Annotated in this window: 16 protein-coding genes and 1 pseudogene; 7 read left to right on the top strand and 10 right to left on the bottom strand. The window is 71.0% G+C overall.

The window, feature by feature from the left end; translation table 11 throughout:
• Positions 1–6 precede the first annotated feature (6 nt).
• Entirely contained in the window at positions 7–1,605 is a 1,599-nt protein-coding gene (locus Q9S36_RS07875; protein WP_311284643.1) for a glycosyltransferase family 39 protein, read from the bottom strand.
• A gap of 80 nt (positions 1,606–1,685) precedes the next feature.
• On the opposite strand from Q9S36_RS07875, the gene Q9S36_RS07870 reads away from it, so the two are divergent.
• A complete protein-coding gene (locus tag Q9S36_RS07870; RefSeq protein ID WP_396653731.1) occupies positions 1,686–2,216 on the top strand; it encodes a MarR family winged helix-turn-helix transcriptional regulator in 531 nt (176 codons plus the stop codon).
• Positions 2,217–2,277: 61 nt separating this feature from the next.
• Here Q9S36_RS07870 and Q9S36_RS07865 read toward each other — a convergent pair whose 3' ends face one another.
• A complete protein-coding gene (locus Q9S36_RS07865; RefSeq protein ID WP_311284641.1) occupies positions 2,278–2,661 on the bottom strand; it encodes a hypothetical protein in 384 nt (127 codons plus the stop codon).
• Positions 2,662–2,753: 92 nt separating this feature from the next.
• On the opposite strand from Q9S36_RS07865, the gene rsmI reads away from it, so the two are divergent.
• Complete coding sequence (gene rsmI, locus Q9S36_RS07860; protein WP_311284640.1) at positions 2,754–3,581, top strand: 16S rRNA (cytidine(1402)-2'-O)-methyltransferase; 828 nt, start codon at positions 2,754–2,756, stop codon at positions 3,579–3,581.
• A gap of 28 nt (positions 3,582–3,609) precedes the next feature.
• On the opposite strand, the gene Q9S36_RS07855 is transcribed toward rsmI, so the two are convergent.
• From Q9S36_RS07855 to Q9S36_RS07835, 5 genes are all read right to left on the bottom strand, one after another.
• Positions 3,610–6,138 carry a glycosyl hydrolase 53 family protein gene (locus Q9S36_RS07855; protein ID WP_311284639.1) on the bottom strand — a complete coding sequence of 843 codons (2,529 nt, stop codon included), beginning with the start codon at positions 6,136–6,138 and terminating at the stop codon, positions 3,610–3,612.
• A 40-nt stretch (positions 6,139–6,178) separates the two neighbouring features.
• Positions 6,179–7,090, bottom strand: coding sequence for a sugar ABC transporter permease (locus tag Q9S36_RS07850; protein ID WP_396653730.1), 912 nt, complete (start codon positions 7,088–7,090; stop codon positions 6,179–6,181).
• Positions 7,090–8,709: an ABC transporter permease subunit gene (locus Q9S36_RS07845; protein WP_311284638.1), complete on the bottom strand. Its 1,620-nt coding sequence runs from the start codon at positions 8,707–8,709 to the stop codon at positions 7,090–7,092. Before Q9S36_RS07845 ends, Q9S36_RS07850 begins: the two co-directional genes overlap by 1 nt.
• A gap of 95 nt (positions 8,710–8,804) precedes the next feature.
• Entirely contained in the window at positions 8,805–10,037 is a 1,233-nt protein-coding gene (locus Q9S36_RS07840) for an extracellular solute-binding protein (protein WP_311284637.1), read from the bottom strand.
• A 12-nt stretch (positions 10,038–10,049) separates the two neighbouring features.
• Positions 10,050–12,140: a beta-galactosidase gene (locus tag Q9S36_RS07835; RefSeq protein WP_311284636.1), complete on the bottom strand. Its 2,091-nt coding sequence runs from the start codon at positions 12,138–12,140 to the stop codon at positions 10,050–10,052.
• Between the two features lie 211 nt (positions 12,141–12,351).
• Here Q9S36_RS07835 and Q9S36_RS07830 point away from each other — a divergent pair, with 211 nt between their 5' ends.
• The 3 genes from Q9S36_RS07830 (at position 12,352) to Q9S36_RS07820 (ending at position 15,904) form a co-directional block, all read left to right on the top strand.
• The gene (locus Q9S36_RS07830; RefSeq protein WP_251450489.1) at positions 12,352–13,368 is read left to right on the top strand and encodes a LacI family DNA-binding transcriptional regulator; all 1,017 of its coding nucleotides are present in this window, start codon (positions 12,352–12,354) and stop codon (positions 13,366–13,368) included.
• Between the two features lie 80 nt (positions 13,369–13,448).
• The gene (gene metG, locus Q9S36_RS07825; protein WP_311284635.1) at positions 13,449–15,023 is read left to right on the top strand and encodes a methionine--tRNA ligase; all 1,575 of its coding nucleotides are present in this window, start codon (positions 13,449–13,451) and stop codon (positions 15,021–15,023) included.
• Positions 15,020–15,904, top strand: coding sequence for a TatD family hydrolase (locus Q9S36_RS07820; RefSeq protein ID WP_311284634.1), 885 nt, complete (start codon positions 15,020–15,022; stop codon positions 15,902–15,904). Before metG ends, Q9S36_RS07820 begins: the two co-directional genes overlap by 4 nt.
• Before the next feature lie 23 nt (positions 15,905–15,927).
• Here Q9S36_RS07820 and Q9S36_RS07815 read toward each other — a convergent pair.
• Both Q9S36_RS07815 and Q9S36_RS07810 read right to left on the bottom strand, forming a co-directional pair.
• A pseudogene (locus Q9S36_RS07815) lies at positions 15,928–17,232 on the bottom strand (MFS transporter).
• Positions 17,233–17,268: 36 nt separating this feature from the next.
• On the bottom strand, positions 17,269–18,681 hold the full coding sequence (locus tag Q9S36_RS07810) for a sugar porter family MFS transporter (RefSeq protein ID WP_311284633.1): 1,413 nt from the start codon (positions 18,679–18,681) through the stop codon (positions 17,269–17,271).
• 131 nt (positions 18,682–18,812) lie between these two features.
• Between Q9S36_RS07810 and rsmA the strand changes: the two genes are divergently transcribed.
• Together rsmA and Q9S36_RS07800 are read left to right on the top strand one after the other, a co-directional pair.
• Positions 18,813–19,658 carry a 16S rRNA (adenine(1518)-N(6)/adenine(1519)-N(6))-dimethyltransferase RsmA gene (gene rsmA / locus Q9S36_RS07805; RefSeq protein ID WP_311284632.1) on the top strand — a complete coding sequence of 282 codons (846 nt, stop codon included), beginning with the start codon at positions 18,813–18,815 and terminating at the stop codon, positions 19,656–19,658.
• Between the two features lie 151 nt (positions 19,659–19,809).
• Positions 19,810–20,730, top strand: a complete 921-nt coding sequence (locus Q9S36_RS07800) for a phosphodiesterase (RefSeq protein WP_311285063.1) — start codon at positions 19,810–19,812, stop codon at positions 20,728–20,730.
• On the opposite strand, the gene Q9S36_RS07795 is transcribed toward Q9S36_RS07800, so the two are convergent.
• Positions 20,678–22,264: a stealth conserved region 3 domain-containing protein gene (locus Q9S36_RS07795; RefSeq protein WP_311284631.1), complete on the bottom strand. Its 1,587-nt coding sequence runs from the start codon at positions 22,262–22,264 to the stop codon at positions 20,678–20,680. The genes Q9S36_RS07800 and Q9S36_RS07795 overlap by 53 nt on opposite strands.
• Positions 22,265–22,325 lie beyond the last annotated feature (61 nt).

The following is a 22,325-nucleotide window of genomic DNA, read 5'->3' as shown; positions in this document are numbered from 1 at the left end:
CCGGGCTCAGGCCCAGCCGGGGAGCCAGATGTGCGCGTGCCAGAAGTCGTAGGGCACGGTCATCGCCGTCACGACCGGGTACCAGAACGCGGACAGGCCCAGCGCGACCCACACGAACACCCAGACCAGCCGCTGCCCCGTGAGACGGCGATGGTCGTCCGCGTGCCGGGGACCGGCGATCGTCCGCAGTGCGAAAGTCAGCGCCAGCAGCACGAACGGCAGCATCAGCACGGTGTAGAACTGGAAGATCGTGCGGTCCGGGTACAGCAGCCAGGGAGCGTACGTCGATCCCACGCCGACCAGGATCAGCGCGTCCCGCCAGTCGCGCGCGACGACGAAACGGTAGAGCAGGTAGAGCACCGCGGCGATTCCGGCGTACCACAGGAGCGGGTTCGGCATGCTCGCGATCGCCTGTGTGCACCCGTTCGCGAAGGCGCAGCCGTCCTCGCCGACGGCCGTATGCCGGTAGTACATGCCGGTGGGGCGGACGAGCAGCGGCCACTGCCACGCGGGGCTGGAGTACACGTGCCCGCCGTTGATGTTCGCCGCCGAGGCGTACATCGTCTGGTGGTAGATCCACAGGCTCTGCAGCGGCAGCGGCACCCATGACCACAACCCGGTGGCGGGGGCGGCGTCGGCCGCGTGGCGGTCGTAGCCGCCGTCGGTCACGAGCCACCCCGTCCAGGACGCCAGATAGACCACGAACGCCACGGGAACCAGCAGCACGAAGGTGACCGCCCCCTGCCGCACGGCATCGGTGGGCCACAGCAGCACCCCGGCGCGCCGGCGGGCGAGGGCGTCGGTGACGACCAGGTACACGCCGAGTGCGGCCAGGACCCACGCGCCCGACCACTTGATCGCCGACGCGGCGCCCAGGGCGGCCCCGGCGGCGAGGATCCAGGGCCGGTTCCACAGCAGCGGTCCCCACCGCGGCGCAGGGGCCTCGCCGCCGCGGCGGGCTGCCAGCGTGGCGGCGACCCTGCCGGCCGTGCGCTCCCGGTCGATGACCACGAACAGGAACGCGAGGAGCACGAAGAAGGTCAGCGAGGTGTCCAGGAGCGCGACGCGGTTCATCGCCACCGAGAGCCCGTCCACCGCCAGGAAGAGCCCCGCCACGACCGCGACGTTCGTCGAGCCGGTCATCCGGCGGGCCAGCAGCATCAGCACGAGAACGGCGGCCGTCCCGAGGAGAGCGGTCGTGAACCGCCACCCCCAGCCGGTCTCGGGCCCGAAGGTCAGCATTCCGAGGGCGATGATCCACTTGCCGAGCGGGGGGTGGACCACGAAGGCGGGGTCGGTCGAGAAGACGCCGACATCGCCCGCCAGGAAGCTCTCGTTGGCATTCTCGGGCCAGGCTCCCTCGTACCCGAGCTGCGAGAGGCTCCACGCATCCTTCACGTAGAAGGTCTCGTCGAACTGGTTCATCAGGTCGTGCGGGTGGGCGAGGTTCCAGAACCGCAGCACGCCTGCCAGGACGACCACCAGGGCCGGCCCGAGCCACGCGTACAGCCGCCGCAGCCGGTCGTCGGCGTGCAGGCGAGCGGTCCAGCGGTCGTACAGCGACTGCCGCGTCGCGGGCAGGAGCGGCTCGACGGCGGTGGTCACCCGACAAGCCTACGGGCGGCGCCGCGCGGCGAAGGCTCACCGCGGGTGTCCGCCGGTCGCGGCGCGGAAGCGGGGCTAGGATGCGTCTCGTGGCTGATCAGCCCGCCGACAGCGGCTACTGGTACGGCGTGGACGACGATTCCCACCGCCGTCACGCCGTTGCGCTCCTGCAGTCCTTCCGTCGCTACCGCGCCGCCGAGGTGGCTATGCGCTCGCGCACGCGGGCGTCGATGGGGATGGGCGAGAACGACATGGCGGTGCTGCGGCATCTGCTGCACGCCGAGCGCGAGGGGCGAGTCCTGACCCCGTCCGACCTCACGCGCCGGCTCGGCATCTCGACGGCGTCCATGACGGCCCTGATCGATCGCCTCGAGGCCTCCGGCCACGCGCGGCGCGAGCGCCACCCGACCGACCGGAGGAGCATCGTGGTGGTGCCCACGCCCGCGACCGACGAAGACGTCCGCCGCACCCTGGGGGCGATGCACGAGCGGATGATCGCCGCGGTGGCGGAGATGACCGACGACGAGATGCGCGTGGTGGTCGACTGCCTCGACCGGCTGCGTCATGCCGTCGACCAGATCGACCCCGTGCCGAAGCACGACTCCCGCTGATCCGCGGCAGAGGTTCGCGACCGGAGCCGCGTGTGTGCGCCGGTCGCGGGGGTGCGCCGTGTCAGACGAACAGGGTCGTCATGGCGGTCGCGGCGGTGCCGAGGGCGACGGCGCCGGCCACCGTGGCCGTGGCGAACGCGACCCGCTCGGCCGAGGGCCGCATTCCGCGGCGGCCGCGGCGACGGATGCCGGTGAGCGCGCTCTTGGCCTCGCGCAGCGTGTCGAAGCGTCCGACCCCCGCACCGCGGGCGTCGATGGCGACATACCCGCCGGCGACCTCCTGGATGCGCCCGGCGGCCGTTCCCGCGTCGTTGCCGACCAGCACGCCGCGGTCGGCGGAGGCCCAGCGGATGCGCCGGGGTGCGGGAAGAGCGGTCCGGGTGAACGTCGCCGTCATCGCCATGGTGAAGGTCTCCAGGTTCGTCGGGTTCGAAGAGGTGTTCACCTTTTCTACCTGGAGCGCTCCGCGATCCCGGGCCCTTGACGGATCGCGCCGCTGATGATATTGCCGTTCCCCGGCTCGCCTAGGCTGGCGTGATGCTCATCCTCGCCGCCACCCCCATCGGCAACCTCGGCGACGCGTCCCGCCGGCTCGTGGAGGTCCTGTCCTCCGCCACCGTCGTCGCCGCCGAAGACACCCGCACCACCCAGCGCCTGCTCGCGGGACTGGGCATCGACAACCGCCCCCGTCTGATCGCCCTGCACGACCACAACGAGAAGCAGCGGGCCGGCGATCTGGTCGAGCTCGCCCGCACCGAGGACGTCGTCCTTCTCAGCGATGCGGGCATGCCGACGGTGAGCGACCCGGGGTTCGCCGTCGTCGCCGCCGCGGCAGCCGCCGGCGTCACCGTGACGGCGCTGCCGGGCCCGAGCGCCGTCCTCACCGCGCTCGCCGTCTCGGCGCTTCCCACCGACCGCTTCACGTTCGAAGGCTTCGTCGCCCGGAAGCCGGGGGAGCGCCGGGCGGCCCTCGCGGCCCTCGCGGCGGAGCCGCGCACGATGGTGTTCTTCGAGGCGCCGTCGCGGATCGCCGAGACCCTCGCGGCCATGCGCGACGCCTTCGGCGCCGACCGCCGTGCCGCCGTCTGCCGGGAGCTGACCAAGCTCCACGAGGAGGTCGTCCGCGGCACGCTCGCCGAGCTCGTCGAATGGGCGGCCGACCGCGTGCGCGGAGAGCTCGTGGTCGTCGTCGCCGGCGCCGAGCCCCGGACCGTGTCGTTCGCCGACGCCGTGGCGCAGGTGCGCGATCTCGTCGCTGCGGGTGTTCGGCGAAAGGATGCCGCGTCCGAAGTCGCGGCGCACACCGGTCACTCCTCACGGGAGCTGTATCAGGCGACCCTCGGCCGGGAGGGCGCGGACGGCTGATGCCGCCCGCCCTCCCGACCGTGATGCCTCAGCGGCCGCGCGGAGCGTTGCCGCTCGGGCGCGGATCCACCCGCACCGTGAGCGGTTTGACCGCGGTGGCGCCCTGCGAGTTGATCAGCTCACCTGTGTAGACGTAGCTGCCCGCGGCGCGGCCGGCGATCTCGAGATCGGCGGTCTGCGCCCTGTCGCCCGCGTACGTCAGGGGCAGCGTGGCGAGCAGATCGCCGTTCTCGTACACCCGCAGCGACGTGCCGTTGACGCCGTGCGGCAGGCTCATCCGGACGACGTAGTCCCCGTCGCGCCGGTCGGCACCGGGGGCGTCGACCTGCGACAGTCGCGCCCGTGCCGGCGGCTCCACGGCGTCGTCGGTGGTCACCAGGCCGTCGACCGCCGTTTCGAGCAGCGTCGTGACCTCATCGACGGTCGTGTCCTGGGGGGCGAGCGCACTCAGGACGACGTGGGCGATCTCGACGGCGACGTCCAGCCGCGCGAGCGAATCGGATGTGTAGAGGTCCCGGTCGACGCCCTCGGCCCGCTCGACGAGGCCGCGCAGCCCCGTGGTGTCCGCCCCCTCGGGGAGCGCGCGGACCAGCTCGAGGTCGTCGATCGTGCCCCACGCTCCGCCCGGCAGCGCCGCCGAGACCGCCACGGTCACCGATCCGCCTTCGGGGACGTCGACGGCGGCCGTCGCGGGCACCGACCAGGCGCGCCAGCCGTTCATCGCGAACGGTGCCGCCGCGGTGGATCCGGACGAGCTCGACAGGGACAGCTCGACGGTGCTCGCGGCATCCTCACCGTCGCCCTGCAGCGCCCCGCGGGCGATGTACTCACCGGCGGGCAGGCCGGTGACCGTCTGGCCGAGGGTGAAGGAGAAGGCCGATCCGGCGTAGAAGTGCGCCGAACGGGTGCCCGTCCGAGGATCGTCGGTGCTCCCGACCGTGAGCCCCTGGCCGCTCGTTGTCCACATGGAGCGGTCCGCCTCTTCGAAGCCGCCGTTGCGCAGCAGGTTCTCCGAGGTCACCGTCACCGTGGCCGCGGTGGCGTGACCGGCCGAGGTCGTGCCGGACACCCGGTACGTGCCCGGTCCGTCGATCCACGCGGCGGCCTCCGACCACGTCACGGTCTGCTCCTCGATGCTGCCGTCGTTGTACGTCACCTCCACGGTGCCGGGGAGGGAGAGCTCCTGTCCGTCCGCGATCGTCACCGACACGGATTCGACATCGGTGACCGCACGCGGCGCGACGGCGCCCGTCCGGACGTACCGGAAGACGTTGAGCGATTCCAGCGGCGTGCCGTCGTTCGCGAACAGGGCCTGGTTGTCCCACGCCGAGCCGCCGTACCACTGCCCGGCGTCGTGCGGGTCGTACTCGTTCGCGAAGCTCGTGGCCCATCCCGACCCGTCGCGCTCCCAGAGCCGGCGGTTCTGCTCGAGGTCGTCGGCGGGGCCCACCGTCAGCCACGCGGGCTCCCAGTAGAAGACGCCGAGCCCCGCCTCGCCGACGTCGGCGACCGCCTGGATGACGTCGCGCACCGCGGTGGCCTGTCCCTGCACGCTCACGGGGTACGCGGTCGCCTCGGCTGGCGTGTCGATCACGTTGGGGTGTCCGTCGGCGTCCTCGAGCGTGCGGGCCCACGAGGTCTCGGCGACCATGACCTGCTTGCCGTGCGTGTCCGCCACGTCCGACAGCACCGTGGTGAGGTTGTCGAGGCTGCCGTGCCAGAACGGGTAGTAGCTGGACGCGAAGACGTCGTAGTCCACGCCGCGTGAGGCGAGGTTCTGCGCGTATCCGGCGTACCGACCGCTCGACTCGGGGTTGGTGAAGTGCACCGCGACGAGCGCGTCGGGCAGGACGTCTCGCACGGCGGCGGCGCCGGCCGAGAAGATCTGCGCCATCCCGTCCCAGCCGGTGACGCCGGCGACGGCGTTGTTGGTCTCGTTGCCGACCTGCACCATCTCGACGTCGACGTCCGCGGCGGCGAACCGCGTCAGCGCGTCCGCGGTGAACTCCCGCACGGCCGCCGCCTTGTCGGCGACGCCGAGTTCCGCCCACGCCTTGGGCGCCTGCTGCTTGGCGGGGTCGGCCCAGAAGTCGGAGTAGTGGAAGTCCACGAGCACGCCGAGCCCGGCATCCGTCGCGCGTGCTCCGATCTCGACCGCGCGCTCGACGTCGACGTTCCCGCCGCCGTAGCCGTTGCCGTCGGCATCGAAGGGGTCGTTCCACACGCGGACCCGGACGTCGGTGACCCCGGCGTCGGCGAGCACGTCGAAGAGGTCGGCAGGCTCGCCGGCGGCATCGCGGAAGACGACGCCCGACTCCTCCAGCGAGAGCACCGACGACACGTCGACGCCGTTGATGAAGTCGGCGGGAAGGTTCTCGACCTTCTCGACCACGATGCCGGCGTCGACCGGGCCCTCTTCGGCGGCGGCGGCCGGCGGCGCGACCGTCGCGGTCGCGACCAGGGCGAGGGATGCCGCGAGGGCGGCCGCGGGCGACCTCCGCGCCGGGGATCCGGCCGCACGGGATGCGGGGGCGGTGTGGGGACGGGTGGGGGACACGGTGTTTCTCCGATCGACGTTGATCACGGGACGTGCGGGGTCAGCCCTTGACGGACCCCGCGGTGAGGCCGCCGACGATGTAGCGCTGCAGCGACAGGAACAGGACGAGGACGGGGATCGAGGCCAGCACCGCGCCGGCGGCGAACAGTCCCCAGTTGGAGGCGAGCTGGTTCGAGACCCACTGGTACATCCCGACCGCGAGCGTCCAGTTGTCCTCGGACACCAGGACGATCTTGGCGATGATGTAGTCGCCGAACGCGGCGATGAAGGCCAGCAGCGCCACGACGGCCAGGATCGGGGTGACGAGGGGGATGATCAGCTGCCAGAAGATCTGCGCGTGGGTGGCGCCGTCGATCTTCGCCGACTCGTCGATCTCGATGGGGACGGTGTTGAAGAAGCCGTACATCAGGAAGGTGTTCACGCCGAGGGCGCCGCCGAGGTACACGCAGATCAGCGCGATCTTCGAGTTGATGCCGAGCACCGGCACCACCTCGCCGAGCGCCAGCAGCATCAGGAAGATCGCGACGAAGGCCAGCGCCTGCGGGAACATCTGGATGATGAGCAGGCCGGTGAGGCTCGCCCGGCGGCCCGAGAAGCGGAACCGCGAGAACGCGTAGGCGGCGGCGGCGCCCATGAGCACCGCACCGACGGCGGCGCTGCCGCCGACGATGAGCGTGTTGGCCGCCCACGTCCAGTAGCTCGTCTCGGCGAGCGCGGCGAAGTTGGCGACGTCGATGACGCTGAACAGCGCGTTGCTGGCGGCGAGGGTGCCGCGGGGGTTGAGCGAAGCCGACAGCACGTAGACCAGCGGGAAGATCGCGTAGAAGATCACGAACGCGGCAAGCAGGTACTTCCAGCCCACCTCCAGCAGCCATCGGCGGCGCCGGGTGGCGCTGCGGTCGACGGCGGGGCGCGGCATCCGCTTCGTGGGGGAGGCGGTGGTGACGGACATCACATGAACTCCTCGAGCTTGCGGGTCTGGCGGAAGGCGATGGCCGAGATGAGGCCGACGACCGCGAACACGATGATCGACAGGGCGCTCGCGAGACCGTAGTCCGCCGCTCCGCCCGAGACGCCCGAGATGTCGTAGATCGCCGAGATGAGGATGTCGGTGGACCCGAGCGCGTATGGTGCCCCCGGGATCGCGGGACCGCCGTTGTTGAACATGTAGATGACGGTGAAGTTGTTGAAGCTGAACGCGAACGACGAGATCAGCAGCGGGGCGGTGGCCACGAGCACGAGCGGCAGGATGATCGAGCGCAGCTGCCGGGTGCGGCCGGCGCCGTCGAGGGATGCCGCTTCGAGGGTGTCTGCCGGCAGCGCCTGCAGCGCCCCCGTGCAGACCAGGAAGTAGTACGGGTAGGTGAGCCACAGATTCACCCACACGACAGCGCCGCGGGCGAGCCAGGGATCGCCCAGCCAGTTGATGTTCGCGCCGAAGAAGAACAGGTCGTTGATGACGCCGAACTCGGCGTTGAACATCCCGCGGAACAGAAGCGCCGACATGAAGGCGGGGAACGCGTAGGGGAGGATGTACAGAGTCCGCAGGAATCGTCGGCCCTTGAGGCGCGCGTCGTTGTAGATGAGCGCGAGGACGAGGCCGAGGGCGAACGGCAGCACCACCGACAGGATCGCGAAGGCGAACGTCCACACCGTCACCGTCAGCAGGGTCTGGGCGAGAACGGGGTCGGCGAACAGCCGCGCGAAGTTGTCGAACCCGACGTTGACGTACCAGCCGGTGGGCAGGCGCTGCCCGTCCGCCGACACGAAAGACCCCCGATCGTCCGCGGTGTACACCGCGCCGGTGCTGGTGTCCGTGATGCTCTGGGCACCGGCATCCCACACCAGGGTGGACTGGTAGACCGCGCCCGATGAGCCGTCGCGCGTGCGGATCGAGCCGTCGTTGGGGTCGTCCGAGACCGGCACCCGCAGGTTCACGACCTCGTCCTGCAGCGCCTGATCCGAGATGAGGGCGGCGCGCGAGACGACCGTCCAGCCCGGCACCTCGGCGGGGGCGCCGCCGTCGCCCACCACGGCCTGCGGGGCGTCGGCGAGGGGCTCGTCAGCGCTGCCGACCTGGACGACGCCTCCGTCGCCGACGACGGCGAAGCCGAGCACGCCGGCGTTCTCGACCACGGCGAGCGGGTAGGTGGGTGAGCCCTCGACGCGTCGCTCGCCCTGGATGAGGGCCGCCTCCACCGCCTGCTCCTGCGACCCCGCGTGACCGGTGCCGTAGTTGGTGAAGGCGATGTAGGCGGTGTAGCCGAAGATGAACACCTGGAACACCAGGAGGAACACCAGGCCCGGCAGCAGGTACTTCAACGGCAGGGCGCGCTTGGTGAAGTAGACGAGGTCGGCAACCACGAGGAGGACGACCGCCACGCTGAAGATGACCCAGGACTCGGCCCGCAGCGCGCTGAGGATGGCCATCACGCCGAAGGCGTTCACGAGCGCCATCACGCCGAGCTTGGCGAGGAACCCCCAGCCGGGGCCGCGCCAGCGGCGCCCGTGGGCGTCGGAGTCCTGCGGCGCGGCGGGCGCCGGGGGACGGGAGGGTGCGGTCACCGACATGGGTGCTCCTGTCAGGGGAATGGTGCCGGGAGGCGGGGAGAGGCACTCACCCGCCTCCCGGCGGTCGGGGGCGGCCCGGGACGGACCGCGGAGGATCAGCCGGCGAGCGTCGTCTCGAGGTCTTCGACCATCGTGTTCCAGGTGGACACGGGGTCGGCGCCGCCGATGATCTGCGCCTGCGCGGCGTTCCAGAGATCCCACACCGAGCCCATCTCGGGGATGCTCGGCATCGGGACGCCGTTCTGCGCCGACGCGAGGAAGCCCGCGATGATCGGGTCGGAGGACACCTCTTCGGCCAGAGCCGACCACGCCGGGATGCGGGGGTCCGCCTCGTACAGCGCGCGCTGCGCCTCTTCGGTGCCGAGGTGGTTCACGAGGAACTCCTGGGCGAGGAGGGCGTTGTCGGACTGCGAGCTGAGGTAGAAGCCCTGGACGCCCACGAACGGCGCCGCGGTCTCGCCGCCCGCGGAGGGGATCGGGTTCACCGCGACCTCGACGTCCGGGTACGAGCTGATCGCCCACGGTCCCTGGATCGTGTACGGCGCCTCGCCCGAGTTGAACAGCTCGTTGTTGATGTCGTAGTCGACGGTGGTCGAGATGATCCCGGTGCCGTCGGCGCCGTTCTCGCCGAGCCAGGTCGCGAAGGCCTCGCCGGCCTCGCCGCCCATGCCCACTTCGCTCGTGTACGAGCCGCTTTCGTCCTGGACGAACACCGGAGCGCCGAACGAGGTCTGGAAGCCGTACATCGTGTAGCCGTCGCCGGTCTCTCCGGCGGTGTTGATGACGAACGGACGCTCGGCGCCGGCCTCCTCGGCCGTGGCGATCATCTCGTCCCACGTCGCGGGGGCCTCCTCGCCGACCATCTCGACGTTCTGGACCAGCGCGATCGTCTCGAGCGAGTAGGGCAGCGCGTAGAGCTGACCGTCGTATGTCATGGCGTCCAGGGCCACCTGCTCGAACTCCGAAGCGGTGTCGCCGAGGTCGATCGTGTCGACGACCCCGGCTGCGACGAGGGCGCCGAGCCAGTCGTGGGCGCCGACGGTGATGTCGGGGCCTTCGCCGGTGGGCACCTGCGCGATGAAGTCGTTGCGCAGGTCCTCGAAGTTCTTCTGCACGATCGTCACCGTCGCGCCGGTCTCTTCCTCGAAGGCCGCGGCGGCGTCGGCGACGGCCTGCTCGCGCTCCTCGTCGGTCCAGACGACGAGTTCGGCTCCGCTGCCGTCGACGGCGGGTTCCTCGGCGGACTCGGGTGCTCCGCCCGAGCTGCAGCCCGCCAGCACCACCGTGGTGGTCAGGGCGAGAGCGCCGAATGCGATGGAGGTGCGCATATTCGTTTCCTTTCAGAGATCGGTCGTCGTCGGGTGACTCTGCGTCGTCGCGTCTTCACGACCGAGGGGCGGGCGGTGGCCGGTCGGCTGCCGCGAGGGGGTGCGGAGGACGGCGACGCCGCCCCCGGGGATGGTCAGGGTGCCGGCGACGTCGTCGCCGCGGAGGAGCTCGTGTCCGGAGGCGGCGAGCGCGGCCGGTTCGTCCCGGTGGTTGATGGCCACGAGATAGTCGGCGTCGTCGCCGCGACGGACGACGACCTCGAGCCCGTCGGGATGAGCGGGAGGCGTGACGCCTGCGTCGGCGTACACGGCGTCCATGACCGTGCGCAGCCCGTCGGCGTCCAGTCGGCTGCTGATGTACCAGCCGGTTCCCGCGCCGTGGCGGTGCCGCGTGATAGCGGGTCCGCCGGCGCCCGGACCGTCGGCGTAGGTCGCCACGACCTCGGCGCCGGCGAGGACGAGATCCTCCGCCCACGCGTCGGCGGCGAGCGTCGCGGGGCTCTCGCCGCTCCAGTCCAGGGTGCAGGTGTCGCCGTCGCGAAGCGGCAGGAACTCCTCGACGGTCACGCCGAGCGCGTCCGCGAGCGGCGCGAGGTAGCCGCCGGCGTGGACGGCGTCGTGCTCGTCGACGACGGCGGAGAAGAACGACACGACCAGCGTGCCGCCGCCGGCGACGTAGCGGGTGAGGTTCTCGGCGTCGGCGGCGCTCAGCAGGTACTGCGCGGGGACGACCGCGAGGCGGTACGCCGACAGATCGTGGCTGGGGAGGGCGAAGTCCACGGTGATGCCGTCGCGCCACAGCCGCTCGTAGAACGCCCGGATCCGCTCCGCGTGGCTGATGTCCACCGACGGGCGCCACTCCAGGTCCTGGGCCCAGAACGACTCGAAGTCCCACAGCATCGCGACGTCGGCGTGCACCCGCGACCCGCGCGCTTCGGCGACCCGCTGCAGCGCCCCGCCCAGCTCGACGACCTCGCGCCACACCCGGGAGCCGGTCCCGGCGTGGGGGATCATCGCGGAGTGGAATTTCTCGGCTCCGAAGCGCGAGGCGCGCCACTGGAAGAACAGGACGGCGTCGGCGCCGCGCGCGAAGTGCGACAGCGAGTTGCGGGCCATCTCGCCGGGACGCTTGGCGATGTTGCGCGGCTGCCAGTTCACCGCGGAGGTCGAATGCTCCATGAGGATCCACGGCTTTCCTCCGCCGACCGAGCGGGTGAGGTCCGCGGCGATCGCCAGACCGATCTCGCCTTCGGCGTCGGCCGCCCACAGGTAGTGGTCGTCGGCGACGATGTCGACCTCTCGCGCCCACGCCCACATGTCGGTCGTCCAGCTCTGATTGGCCATGAAGTTCGTGGTGATCGGCTGATCGGCGTGGGCGCGGATCGCGTCGCGCTCGGCGATGAAGCACGCCCGCAGCTGGTGGTCGGTGAACCGGGCGAAGTCGAGCCGCTGGCTCTGATTGACCACCGACGGCGCGGCGGCCGGAGCGCCGATGTGATCCCACGCGCCGTAGTGCTGACCCCAGAACGTCGTCCCCCACGCCGCGTTGAGGGCATCGAGGGTCCCGTAGCGTTCGCGCAGCCATGCGCGGAATGCGGCGACCGACTGCGGGGAGTAGTCCTCGCCGACCGGGACGCCGTACTCGTTGTGGACGTGCCACATCACGACGGCGGGGTGCGAGCCGTAGCGCTCGGCGAGCGCCGACGCGATCCGCACGATCGCCTCGCGGTACGCCGGCGACGAGTGCGATGCCATGCCGCGGGCGCCGAAACCCATGACGGTGCCGTCGCGGGTGATCACCCGGGCGTCGGGATGCTGCGCGAAGAACCACGCGGGCGGGGAGGCCGTGGGGGTTCCGAGGTCCACCGCGATGCCGTGGGTGTGGAGCAGGTCGAGCAGCTCGTCCAGCCACGCGAAGTCGAACTCGCCCTCGCTGGTCTCCAGCAGCGCCCAGGAGAAGATCCCGACACTGACGAGGTTCACGCCGGCTTCGTGCATGAGGGCCACGTCTTCGCGCCACACCTCGCGGGGCCACTGCTCGGGCGTGTAATCGCCTCCGTAGGCGATTCCGCTGATCGCGGGCCATGCGTGCGGCGAGGTCATGAACACTCCATCGGGTTTCGGGGATGAGGCGACCGGTGCCCGCCCGGCTCGGGGCGGCATCCGGCTCGCGTAACTGGGACCGGTCACAGTCTCACCTGCCCCCGGGGAGGGAGGCGACCGATCGCGGCCAACCGTTACCGAACTGTGACCGGTCCCAGTTCTCCGGCCTCCTCGTCGACGGAACCGCCGCGAGGGCCGGTAGAGTGCGGACGTGGACGAGACGACGACCGTGCGGCGACGCCCGACGATCCGCGACGTCGCGGCGGCGGCCGGGGTGTCGCGCGGCACCGTCTCGCGCGTGATCAACGGCGGGCACTGGGTGTCGCCCGATGCGCGCGAGGCCGTCGAGGAGGCCATCCGCCGGACCGGCTACACCGCCAACCACGCGGCACGCAGTCTCGCGACCGGACGGGCCGGCTCGCTCGCCTTCCTCCTCACCGAGCCGCAGCACCTCCTCTTCGACGACCCGACCTTCGCCCTGCTGCTGCGCGGGGCCGCCGAGGCGCTCTCGCAGCGGTCGATGACCCTCGTGCTGCTGGTGGCCGGCACCCCCGCGGAGCGTGCGAACGTGACGCACTTCGTCAGCACCGGCCACGTCGACGGCGTCATGCTGATCTCCTCCCACGAGTCCGACCCGCTGCTGGAGGAGCTCCTGGCCGCCGGCGTCCCGACCGTGGCCTGCGGCATCCCCCTCGGTCATCGGGCCGAGGTGCCCACGGTGTCGGTCGACGAGATCGCCTCGGCGCGCGAGATGACGCGGTATCTGCGCTCGCGGGGCCACCGGCGCATCGCGATGATCGCCGGCCCGCCCGACACCCCCGGCGGGCGTTACCGGCTGGTCGGGTACCGCGACGAGCTCGGCGACGACTTCGACCCCGACCTCGTGGCCACGGGCGACTACTCGCACGACTCCGGTGCCGCGGCGATGGCGCAGCTGCTGGAGCGCACACGCGACATCGATGCGGTCTTCGCCGCAAGCGATCGCATGGCCGCCGGTGCGATCGCGACCCTCCGGAAGGCGGGTCTGCGCGTTCCCGAGGACATCGCGGTCGCCGGGTTCGACGACTCCGGCCTCGCCGCCACCCACGAGCCGCCCTTGACGACCATGCGCCAGCCGTGGGATCGCATCAGCGACGAGATGGTCGGTCTGCTCCTGGACGTCATCGCCGGGCAGGACCCCGGCCCCATCACGCTGCCGACGACGCTCGTGGTGCGCGAGAGCGCGTGAACGGCCGCGCCCGGCGCGGCGGCCGCCCGCCGAGGTGTCACACGGCGGGGCGCGTCCCGACGCCGAACTAGAATCTCCAGGTGACTTCCGGGCGATCCTTCTACATCACCACGCCGATCTACTACCCGAGCGATGTCCCGCACATCGGGCACGGGTACACCACGGTTGCGGTGGACACGCTCGCGCGCTGGCACCGGCAGGCCGGCGACGACACCTGGATGCTCACCGGCACCGACGAGCACGGACAGAAGATGCTGCGCGCCGCCGCGGCCAACGGCGCCACGCCTCAGGAGTGGGTCGACAAGCTCGTCAGCGAGTCGTGGTTCCCCGTCCTCGACACGCTCGACGTCGCCAACGACGACTTCATCCGCACCACGCAGCCGCGCCACGAGGAGCGGGTGCGCGAGTTCGTGCAGGCGATCTTCGACCGCGGCTACATCTACGCCGGCGAGTTCGAGGCGCTCTACTGCGTCGGGTGCGAGGAGTTCAAGACCGAGGCCGAGATCGTCGACGGCGCGGGTCCCTTCGAGGGGCTCAAGGTCTGCGCGATCCACTCCAAGCCGCTGGAGCTCCTGCAGGAGAAGAACTACTTCTTCAAGCTCAGCGAGTTCCAGGACCGTCTGCTGGAGCTCTACCGAAGCGTCCCCGACTTCATCCGGCCCGACTCGGCGCGCAACGAGGTCGTCTCGTTCGTCAAGAGCGGCCTGAAGGACCTGTCGATCTCGCGGTCGACCTTCGACTGGGGCATCAAGGTGCCGTGGGACGAGAGCCACGTCATCTACGTGTGGGTCGATGCGCTGCTCAACTACGCCACGGCCATCGGCTACGGCACCGACCCCGAGCAGTTCGCCCGCCGCTGGCCGGCCTACCACGTCGTCGGCAAGGACATCCTGCGCTTCCACGCGGTCATCTGGCCGGCCATGCTGATGGCCGCCGGCGTCGAGGTGCCCCGCGGTGTCTTCGCACACGGCTGGCTGCTCGTCGGCGGCGAGAAGATGTCGAAGTCCAAGCTGACCGGCATCGCCCCGACCGAGATCACGGACGTGTTCGGCTCGGACGCGTACCGGTTCTACTTCCTGTCGGCCATCGCGTTCGGCCAGGACGGCTCGTTCTCGTGGGAGGACCTGTCGGCGCGGTACCAGGCCGAGCTGGCCAACGGCTTCGGCAACCTCGCCTCGCGCACCGTCGCGATGATCGGGCGGTATTTCGACGGGGTGCTCCCCGCCCCGGGCGAGCCCGCCGAGGGGGATCTCGCGATCCAGCGGACGGTATCGGATGCCGCGACGGCGGCCGACGCCGCGATCGAGCGCTTCCGCATCGACGAGGCGATCTCGGCGATCTGGACGATCGTCGACGAGCTGAACGGCTACATCACCGACAATGAGCCGTGGGCGCTGGCCAAGGACGATGCGCAGCGCGAGCGCCTCGGCACGGTGCTGTACACCGCCGCCGAGGGTCTCCGGGCTCTCGCCACGCTGCTGTCGCCCGTGATGCCCATCGCGACCGCGAAGCTGTGGGCCGCGCTCGGCGCCTCCGACGCGCTCGGCGCCCTCCTCGACCAGCCGATCCGCGAGGCGGGGGAGTGGGGAGGGCTGCAGCCGGGGACCGCGGTCCAGACGCTCACTCCGCTCTTCCCTCGCGTCGAGCAGGCGTGAGCGACCCGAGGGGCTACGTCCGCATCCGCTCGCAGGACGGGCGCGGCGACGTCCGGTGGCCGGCGCTGCCCGAGCCGCTGCGCGTGCCGGTGTACGACAACCACGCCCATCTCGAGATCGAGGACGGCGACGAGCCGCTCACGCTCGCTGAGCAGCTCGACCGCGCCGCCGCGGTCGGCGTGGTCGGGGTCGTGCAGGCCGGGGGCGACATCGAGTCGAGCCGCTGGTCGGCGTGGGCCGCGGCATCCGACCCGCGGGTCCTCGCGGCGGTCGCGATCCACCCCAACGAGGCCCCGGCGTACCGCGAGGCCGGGCGCCTGGACGAGGCCATCGCCGTCATCGACGAACTCGCCTCCCAGCCGCGCGTGCGCGCGATCGGCGAGACGGGCCTGGACTTCTTCCGCACCGACGAGGCGGGGCTGCCTGCGCAGTTCGAGAGCTTCGAGGCCCACATCGCGCTGGCCAAGAAGCACGGCGTGGCCATGCAGATCCACGATCGCGATGCGCACGACGCTGTGCTCGAGACGCTGCAGCGGGTGGAAGCTCCCGACCGCACGGTGTTCCACTGCTTCTCGGGCGACGAGGAGATGGCCCGGGTCGCCGCAGATCGCGGGTACTACCTCTCCTTCGCGGGCAACGTCACGTTCAAGAACGCCCAGAACCTCCGCGACGCCCTCGCGGTGACCCCGATCGAGCGCATCCTCGTCGAGACCGACGCGCCGTTCCTGACGCCGACGCCCCACCGGGGTCGGCCGAACGCGCCCTACCTCATCCCCGTCACGGTGCGCTTCCTCGCCGACGAACTCGGCGTCGGGATCGACGAGCTGTGCGCGCAGCTCGCAGCCAACACCCTCGCCGTCTACGGCTCGTTCGCCGACTGAGTCCGCGCCCGGCGCGGCGGATGTCAGTCCCGCAGCGGACGGCCGCCGTCCCCGGGCTCTGCGTCGGAGGCGACCTCGTCCGCCGTCTCGGCATCGAGGACCGGCTTCGCGGCGGCGATGTGCGAGATCGACCGCCAGACCAGCGCCAAGGTGATCGCCGACCCGGCGAAGGCGAACCACCACGGTGCGGTCAGCCCGAACAGCTGCGCGAGGATGCCGCCGATGAACTGCCCGATGACGAGACCGCCGAAGACCCCCACCATGTTGACCGAGGCGATGCGGCCCTGCAGCGGGAGCGGAACGAGGCGCTGGCGGACCGTGGTCGAGATCGTCGACCAGATGAACGCGTACAGACCGAATCCGAACATGATGACGAATGCCGCCCAGGCGGCGGTCGAGAGGGCGAACCCGAGGTGCATCACCACTTCCAGTGACAGGCACACGCGCATGAGGGTCGCGAACGACACCCGCTTCTCGAGCCAGCCGAAGCCGAAGATGGCGACCATGCCGCCGAGCGCCGACGCGGTGGTCAGGGCGCCGTAGCCGACGGGGCCCATGTCCAGGTGCTCGGTCGCGTACAGCACGAGGATGCCCCACGGGGCGGCCCACGTGACGTTGAACACCAGGATGATGACGATGAGCGTCCGCACGGGTGCGTTGCCCCGCAGCCATCGCAGTCCCTCGCGCACCGCGCCGAGCTTGGACTCTCGCGGTGCCGACGGCTCGGTCGGCACCGGCGTGCGTGCGATGCGCGAGATGAGGACGACGGCCAGCGACACGCACAGCACCTGCAGCAGGAACGGCCAGAACGATCCGAGCGCGAACAGGAAGGCGCCCAGCGGGGGCCCTGCCAGTTGGTTTCCGACGAGCTAGCCGGCCTGCATCCGGGCATTCCCGATGCCGAGATCGGCGGGCCGGACGAGCATCGGCAGAAGGGTGCTGCCGGCCGAGTCCGCGAACACCTCGGCCGTACCGTAGAGGAACGCCGTGGCCAGGACCAGCCAGACCGTGGCCTGACCGGTGACGAGGACGACGCACAGCGCCGCCACGACCACGGCCCGTGCGGCGTTGGCGATCATCACCAGCCGCCGCCGGTCGTGGTGGTCGGCGACGGCGCCGGCCAGCAGGCCGAACAGCAGCCAGGGCAGGAACTGCATCATCGCCCCGGCCGCCACCAGCAGCGGCGACGAGGTCAGCGACGCGATCAGCAGGGGCGCGGCGGCGAGGGCGATGCCGTCGCCGATGTTGCTCGTCCACGATGACGACAGCAGCCAGCGGAAGTCGGTTCCGAGGCGCCGCGGCGCGATGAGCTGGCCGAGCGAGGGCATCAGGCAATCCTAGGACCGCTCGTCGCCCGTCGGCACTCAGTCGCGCATCGACTCCAGGGTCTGCCCCTTGGTCTCGCGCACGAACCGGATGACGAAGAAGATCGCGACGAACGCGAAGAACGTGTAGACCCCGTAGGCCAGGCCCAGGCCGACCGAGGCGAGCGCCGGGAAGGTCGTCGAGATCACGAAGTTCGCGGCCCATTGCGCCGAGGCGGCGACCGAGAGGGCGATCGCACGGATCCGGTTGCTGAACATCTCGCCCAGCAGCACCCACACCACCGGTCCCCACGACGCGCCGAAGAAGACGACGTACAGGTTCGCCGCGACGAGCGCGACGGTCCCGGCGGCGCCCTGCAGGACCGGTTCCCCGTCCACGACGGGCGCGGTGGCGAACATGAACGTCAGGACCGCCAGGCACGCGAACTGCCCCATGGCGCCGACGAGCAGCAGGGGTCTACGGCCGATCCGGTCGACGAGCATGATGGCCACGATCGTCGTGAGGATGTTCGTCACCGACGTGATGACGGTGATGGTGAGCGAGTCCTGCTCGGTGAAGCCGACCGCCTGCCACAGCACGCTGGAGTAGTAGAAGATCACGTTGATGCCGGTGAACTGCTGCAGGACCGAGAGCCCGATGCCGACCCACACGATGGGCAGCAGCCCGAACGTCGAGCCGCGCAGGATCGCGAAGCGCGGCCGGTCGGGGCGGTTCTCGACGGTCTTGATGATGTCGGTGGTGGTCTTCTCGACGTCGCCCCCGACGTAACGGGTGAGGACCTTCTTCGCCCGCGCCACCTCACCCTGCGCGATGAGGTAGCGCGGGGATTCGGGGATCGTCAGGGCCAGGAGCCCGTAAAGCACCGCGGGCACGAGCTCCGACAGGAACATCCAGCGCCACGCGTCGATACCGAACAGCCACGGCGACGAGGCGCTCCCGGCGGCCGCGACGATCGCGGCGTCGGTGAGGAGGGCGACGAAGATGCCGATGACGATCGCCATCTGCTGCAGCGATCCGAGTCGTCCGCGCTGGGCCGGGGGTGACACCTCGGCGATGTAGGCGGGCGCGATCACCGAGGCCGCGCCGACGCCGAGGCCGCCGACGATGCGCCAGAACGACAGATCCCAGATCCCGAACGCGAAGCCGCAGCCGAGCGCGCTGATGATGAACAGCGTCGCGGCGATGATCATGACGCGGATGCGGCCGTAGCGGTCGGCGATCCGACCGGCGAACCACGCGCCGATCGCGCAGCCGATGAGCGCCGAGGCGACCGAGAACCCCAGCAGGAACGGTCCGGCGTCGAACTCCTCGCCGATCGCTCCCACGGCGCCGTTGATGACCGCGGTGTCGAAGCCGAACAGGAAGCCGCCGAGCGCGGCGGTCGCGGCCACCAGCACCACGCGGGCGATCGGGACCGAGGCGTTCGCATCCGCCGTCTGCGCTGAACTCATGGACCGCTCCTCCTCATGGGGCCGCCGCCGGCCTGCAGGCCCGGACGTGCGCCCCACCCTTGCCGTCCGCCTGAGCGGCTGTCAAGACCGTGCGTCGGCGGCCCCGCTGTGCCACGGCTACAGTGAAGCGCATGCCCGTGAACCTGCTCGGCGCGTCTGAGATCCGCGCGCTCGCCGCCGAACTGGACGTCACCCCCACCAAGAAGCTCGGGCAGAACTTCGTCGTCGACGCCAACACGGTGCGCAAGATCGTCCAGGTCGCCGGGGTGACGTCGGGGGAGCGCGTCGTCGAGGTCGGGCCCGGGCTCGGCTCCCTGACGCTGGCGATCCTCGAGGCGGGCGCGAGCGTGACCGCCGTCGAGATCGACCACCGCCTGGCGGCGCGCCTGCCGGAGACCGCCGCCGCGCACGGGGTGCCCGATGGTGCGCTCACGGTCGTGGACGCCGACGCCCTGCGGGTGAGGGAACTGCCCGGCGAGCCCACGGTGCTCGTGGCGAATCTGCCCTACAACGTCAGCGTCCCGGTGCTGCTGCACTTCCTCGAGACCTTCGCGGGGCTGGAGCGCGGCGTGGTGATGGTGCAGGCGGAGGTCGGCGAGCGACTCGCCGCCCCGCCCGGATCCAAGGTCTACGGCGCGCCCAGCGTGAAGGCGGCGTGGTACGGACCGTGGCGGCTGGCCGGCACCGTGTCACGCCAGGTGTTCTGGCCGGTGCCCAACGTCGACAGCGTGCTCGTGGCGTTCCGCCGGGATGCGCAGCCGCGAGGCGATGAGCAGCTGCGCCGGCGCACCTTCTCGATCGTGGATGCCGCGTTCCAGCAGCGCCGCAAGATGCTCCGCCAAGCGCTCGCCGGCGTGCTCGGGGGAACGGCCGCCGACGCCACGCGCGTCCTCGAGGCCGCGGGCGTAGCCCCCACGGCGCGCGGCGAGGAGCTCTCGATCGATGATTTCGTGCGGGTCGCCGCTTCGCTCGGCTGACCGGTTCTCTGGGCTGACCGGTTCGCTGGGCTGACCGGATCGTCACACACCGTTTCGGTCTCGTTCACCGCGTTGCGGCCCTCGGGTACGAAACATGTCGGTAACATTTCGCATGCCTCGTCTCGACCGCGGGGCATGGGGAGACGAGATCATGCGCATCGCCGAGTACCCGGCGCCGGAGCGGATCCTGCTGCACATCAGCGACACCCACCTGCGCGCGGCGGGCTCACGGCTGTTCGATCTCATCGACGGCGTCGAACGTCTGGAACGCGCGCTCGGCGCCATCGAGGCGTCCGGCATCCGCCCCGACGCGGTGGTCTTCACGGGCGACCTGGCCGACCTCGGCGAACGCGACGCCTACGAGGCTCTCCGTGAGCGCGTCGAGCCGTTCGCACGACGGCTGGCCACCCGCGTGGTGTGGGTCATGGGCAACCACGACGACCGCGCGGCCTTCCGGGCGGGACTTCTGGACGACCCGTCCGCCGATGCCCGGCCGGTCGATCGGGTCGAAGAGCTCGACGGGCTGCGCCTGGTCACCCTCGACTCGACCGTGCCCGGACACCACCACGGCGAACTCAGCGACGACCAGCTGGCGTGGCTGCGCAGCGTCCTGGCCACCCCCGCGCCGCTGGGCACCATCCTCGCCATGCACCACCCGCCGGTACCGAGCGTGCTCCCCCTCGCCGCGAGCGTCGAGCTGCGCGATCAGCGACGCCTGGCGGCGGTTCTGCGCGGTACGGACGTCCGCTCGATCATCGCCGGGCACCTGCACTACTCGACGTTCGCCACCTTCGCGGGCATCCCGGTGTCGGTTGCCTCGTCCACCTGCTACGCCCAGGACCTCACGGTCCCGGTCGGTGGCACGCGTCCGCAGGACGGTGCGCAGGCGTTCAACCTCGTGCACGTCTTCGCCGACACGGTCGTGCATTCGGTCGCCCCGGTGGACGCCCCGCAGACGCTCGAGCACATCGATGCCGCCGAGGCGCGTCGACGACTTCAGGATGCCGGGGTCGAGACGGTCAGCGGCCTCCGGCCGGATGCGCCGACCGAGCCGATCGCTGTCCTTCGCTGAGCTCGGCCTTCTCCCACGGGGCGCGCACAGGGAACATCCGCTCGAGGGCGGTGCGCAGTGCACGCACGCGCAGCTCTTCGGGCACTTCGCGCTCACCCCCGTCGTTCAGGCAGAACATGTCGACGTCGGTGCGCTCGGCCAGTCGTTCCATGCGCCGCATGGACGCCGCGAGCGTGGTCTGGACGTACTCCACACGCGGACGCCGCGTCGCCACGGCGCGCCCGGTCATGAGCGCGTAGTAGTGGTAGAGGCTGTTGGTCACCGAGATGTCGGTCGCGCTGCGGAACCTCGACGCCGCCGTCCGCGCGAAGTCCTCGGGGAAGGCGGCTTCGAGCTCGGCCATGACGCTGCGACGCAGGGGAGCGGCGCAGTGCTCGAGGTCGCGGACGATCGTGCGGCCGAACCGCTCCCGCAGCAGCGCGCGATTGACCCGCAGGCCGTTGTCGTGCCCGCTGCGCTGGGTCGCGGGCTCCCCGGGGCCGATGCGCACCTCGCACTCGACGAAGCGGCTGATGCCGGCCGAGCTGAAGAACAGCTCGGGCTCGACCATCCGCCCGAAGAACATGTCGTCGTTCGAATAGAGGAAGTGCTCGGCGATGCCGGGGATGCGGTGCAGCTGAGCCTCGACGGCGTGGGAGTTGTGCGTGGGGAGCACCGAGGGATCGGCGAAGAACTCCTCGCTGCGCACGATCGTGACCTTGGGGTGATCGGCCAGCCACGCGGGCGCGGGCGAGTCGGTGGCGATGAATATCCGACGCACCCACGGGGCGTACATGTGCACGCTGCGCAGGGCGTACCGCAGCTCGTCGACGTGGCGGTAGCGGGCCGGACCGTCGTCGCCCTCGCCCACCACGTACTCGGCCATCTGCGCCGCGCGCTGGCGCTGGAACTCGCTGGACGAACCGTCGACCCAGGAGAAGACCATGTCGATCTCGCCGGTGAACTCGTCCGGCTGCGCGTCGAACATGCCGGCCACGGTGCGCCAGGCGCGGCCGAAGCGCTCGACGGTCTCGAACGACACGTCACCGGTCGACGTCGTCGCCCGCAGCAGCGCGTTCGCGCCCGGCGCCTCGACGACGTCGGCGCCGAAGCGCCAGAACTCCACCCGTGCGCCGAGCGCGGCGGCGTAGCGCAGACTGTGGTTCGCCGTGATGCGGGGCACGTAGAAGCGCACGACGGTCGGTTCCGCGCCGGGCAGGTCGAGGTCGGACACGAGGACCGCCGGGCGGCGCTTCGCCTTGCCGTACAGCGGCGTCCGGGCGCACACCTCGGCGAGCGCGGCCAGCGCGGCATCCTTCTGCTCGATGTCGACGACGAGGGCCGGAACCGCGCGATCGTGACGGATGAGGGTGACCTCGATGCCGGCGGTCTCGAGGACATCGGCGACCATCAGCAGATCGGCGGTGCGCGCCTCGAGCGGGCTGAGGGTGTCGTGGACGACATGCAGGATGCCGCGATCGAGCACGACGTCGTCGCGATCCAGCAGGGCGGTGCCCGGATGCTGTCGCTGCGGCAGTGCGGAAAGTGCGGTCATGGGCGCCCTCCTTTCCCGGCGCAGGGTGCGGCCGGTGAACACTCCAGAGTAAGCCGGATCT

The sequence above is a fragment of the Microbacterium sp. ARD31 genome (assembly GCF_031844425.1).
This window is presented reverse-complemented; position numbering and strand designations above follow the sequence as displayed.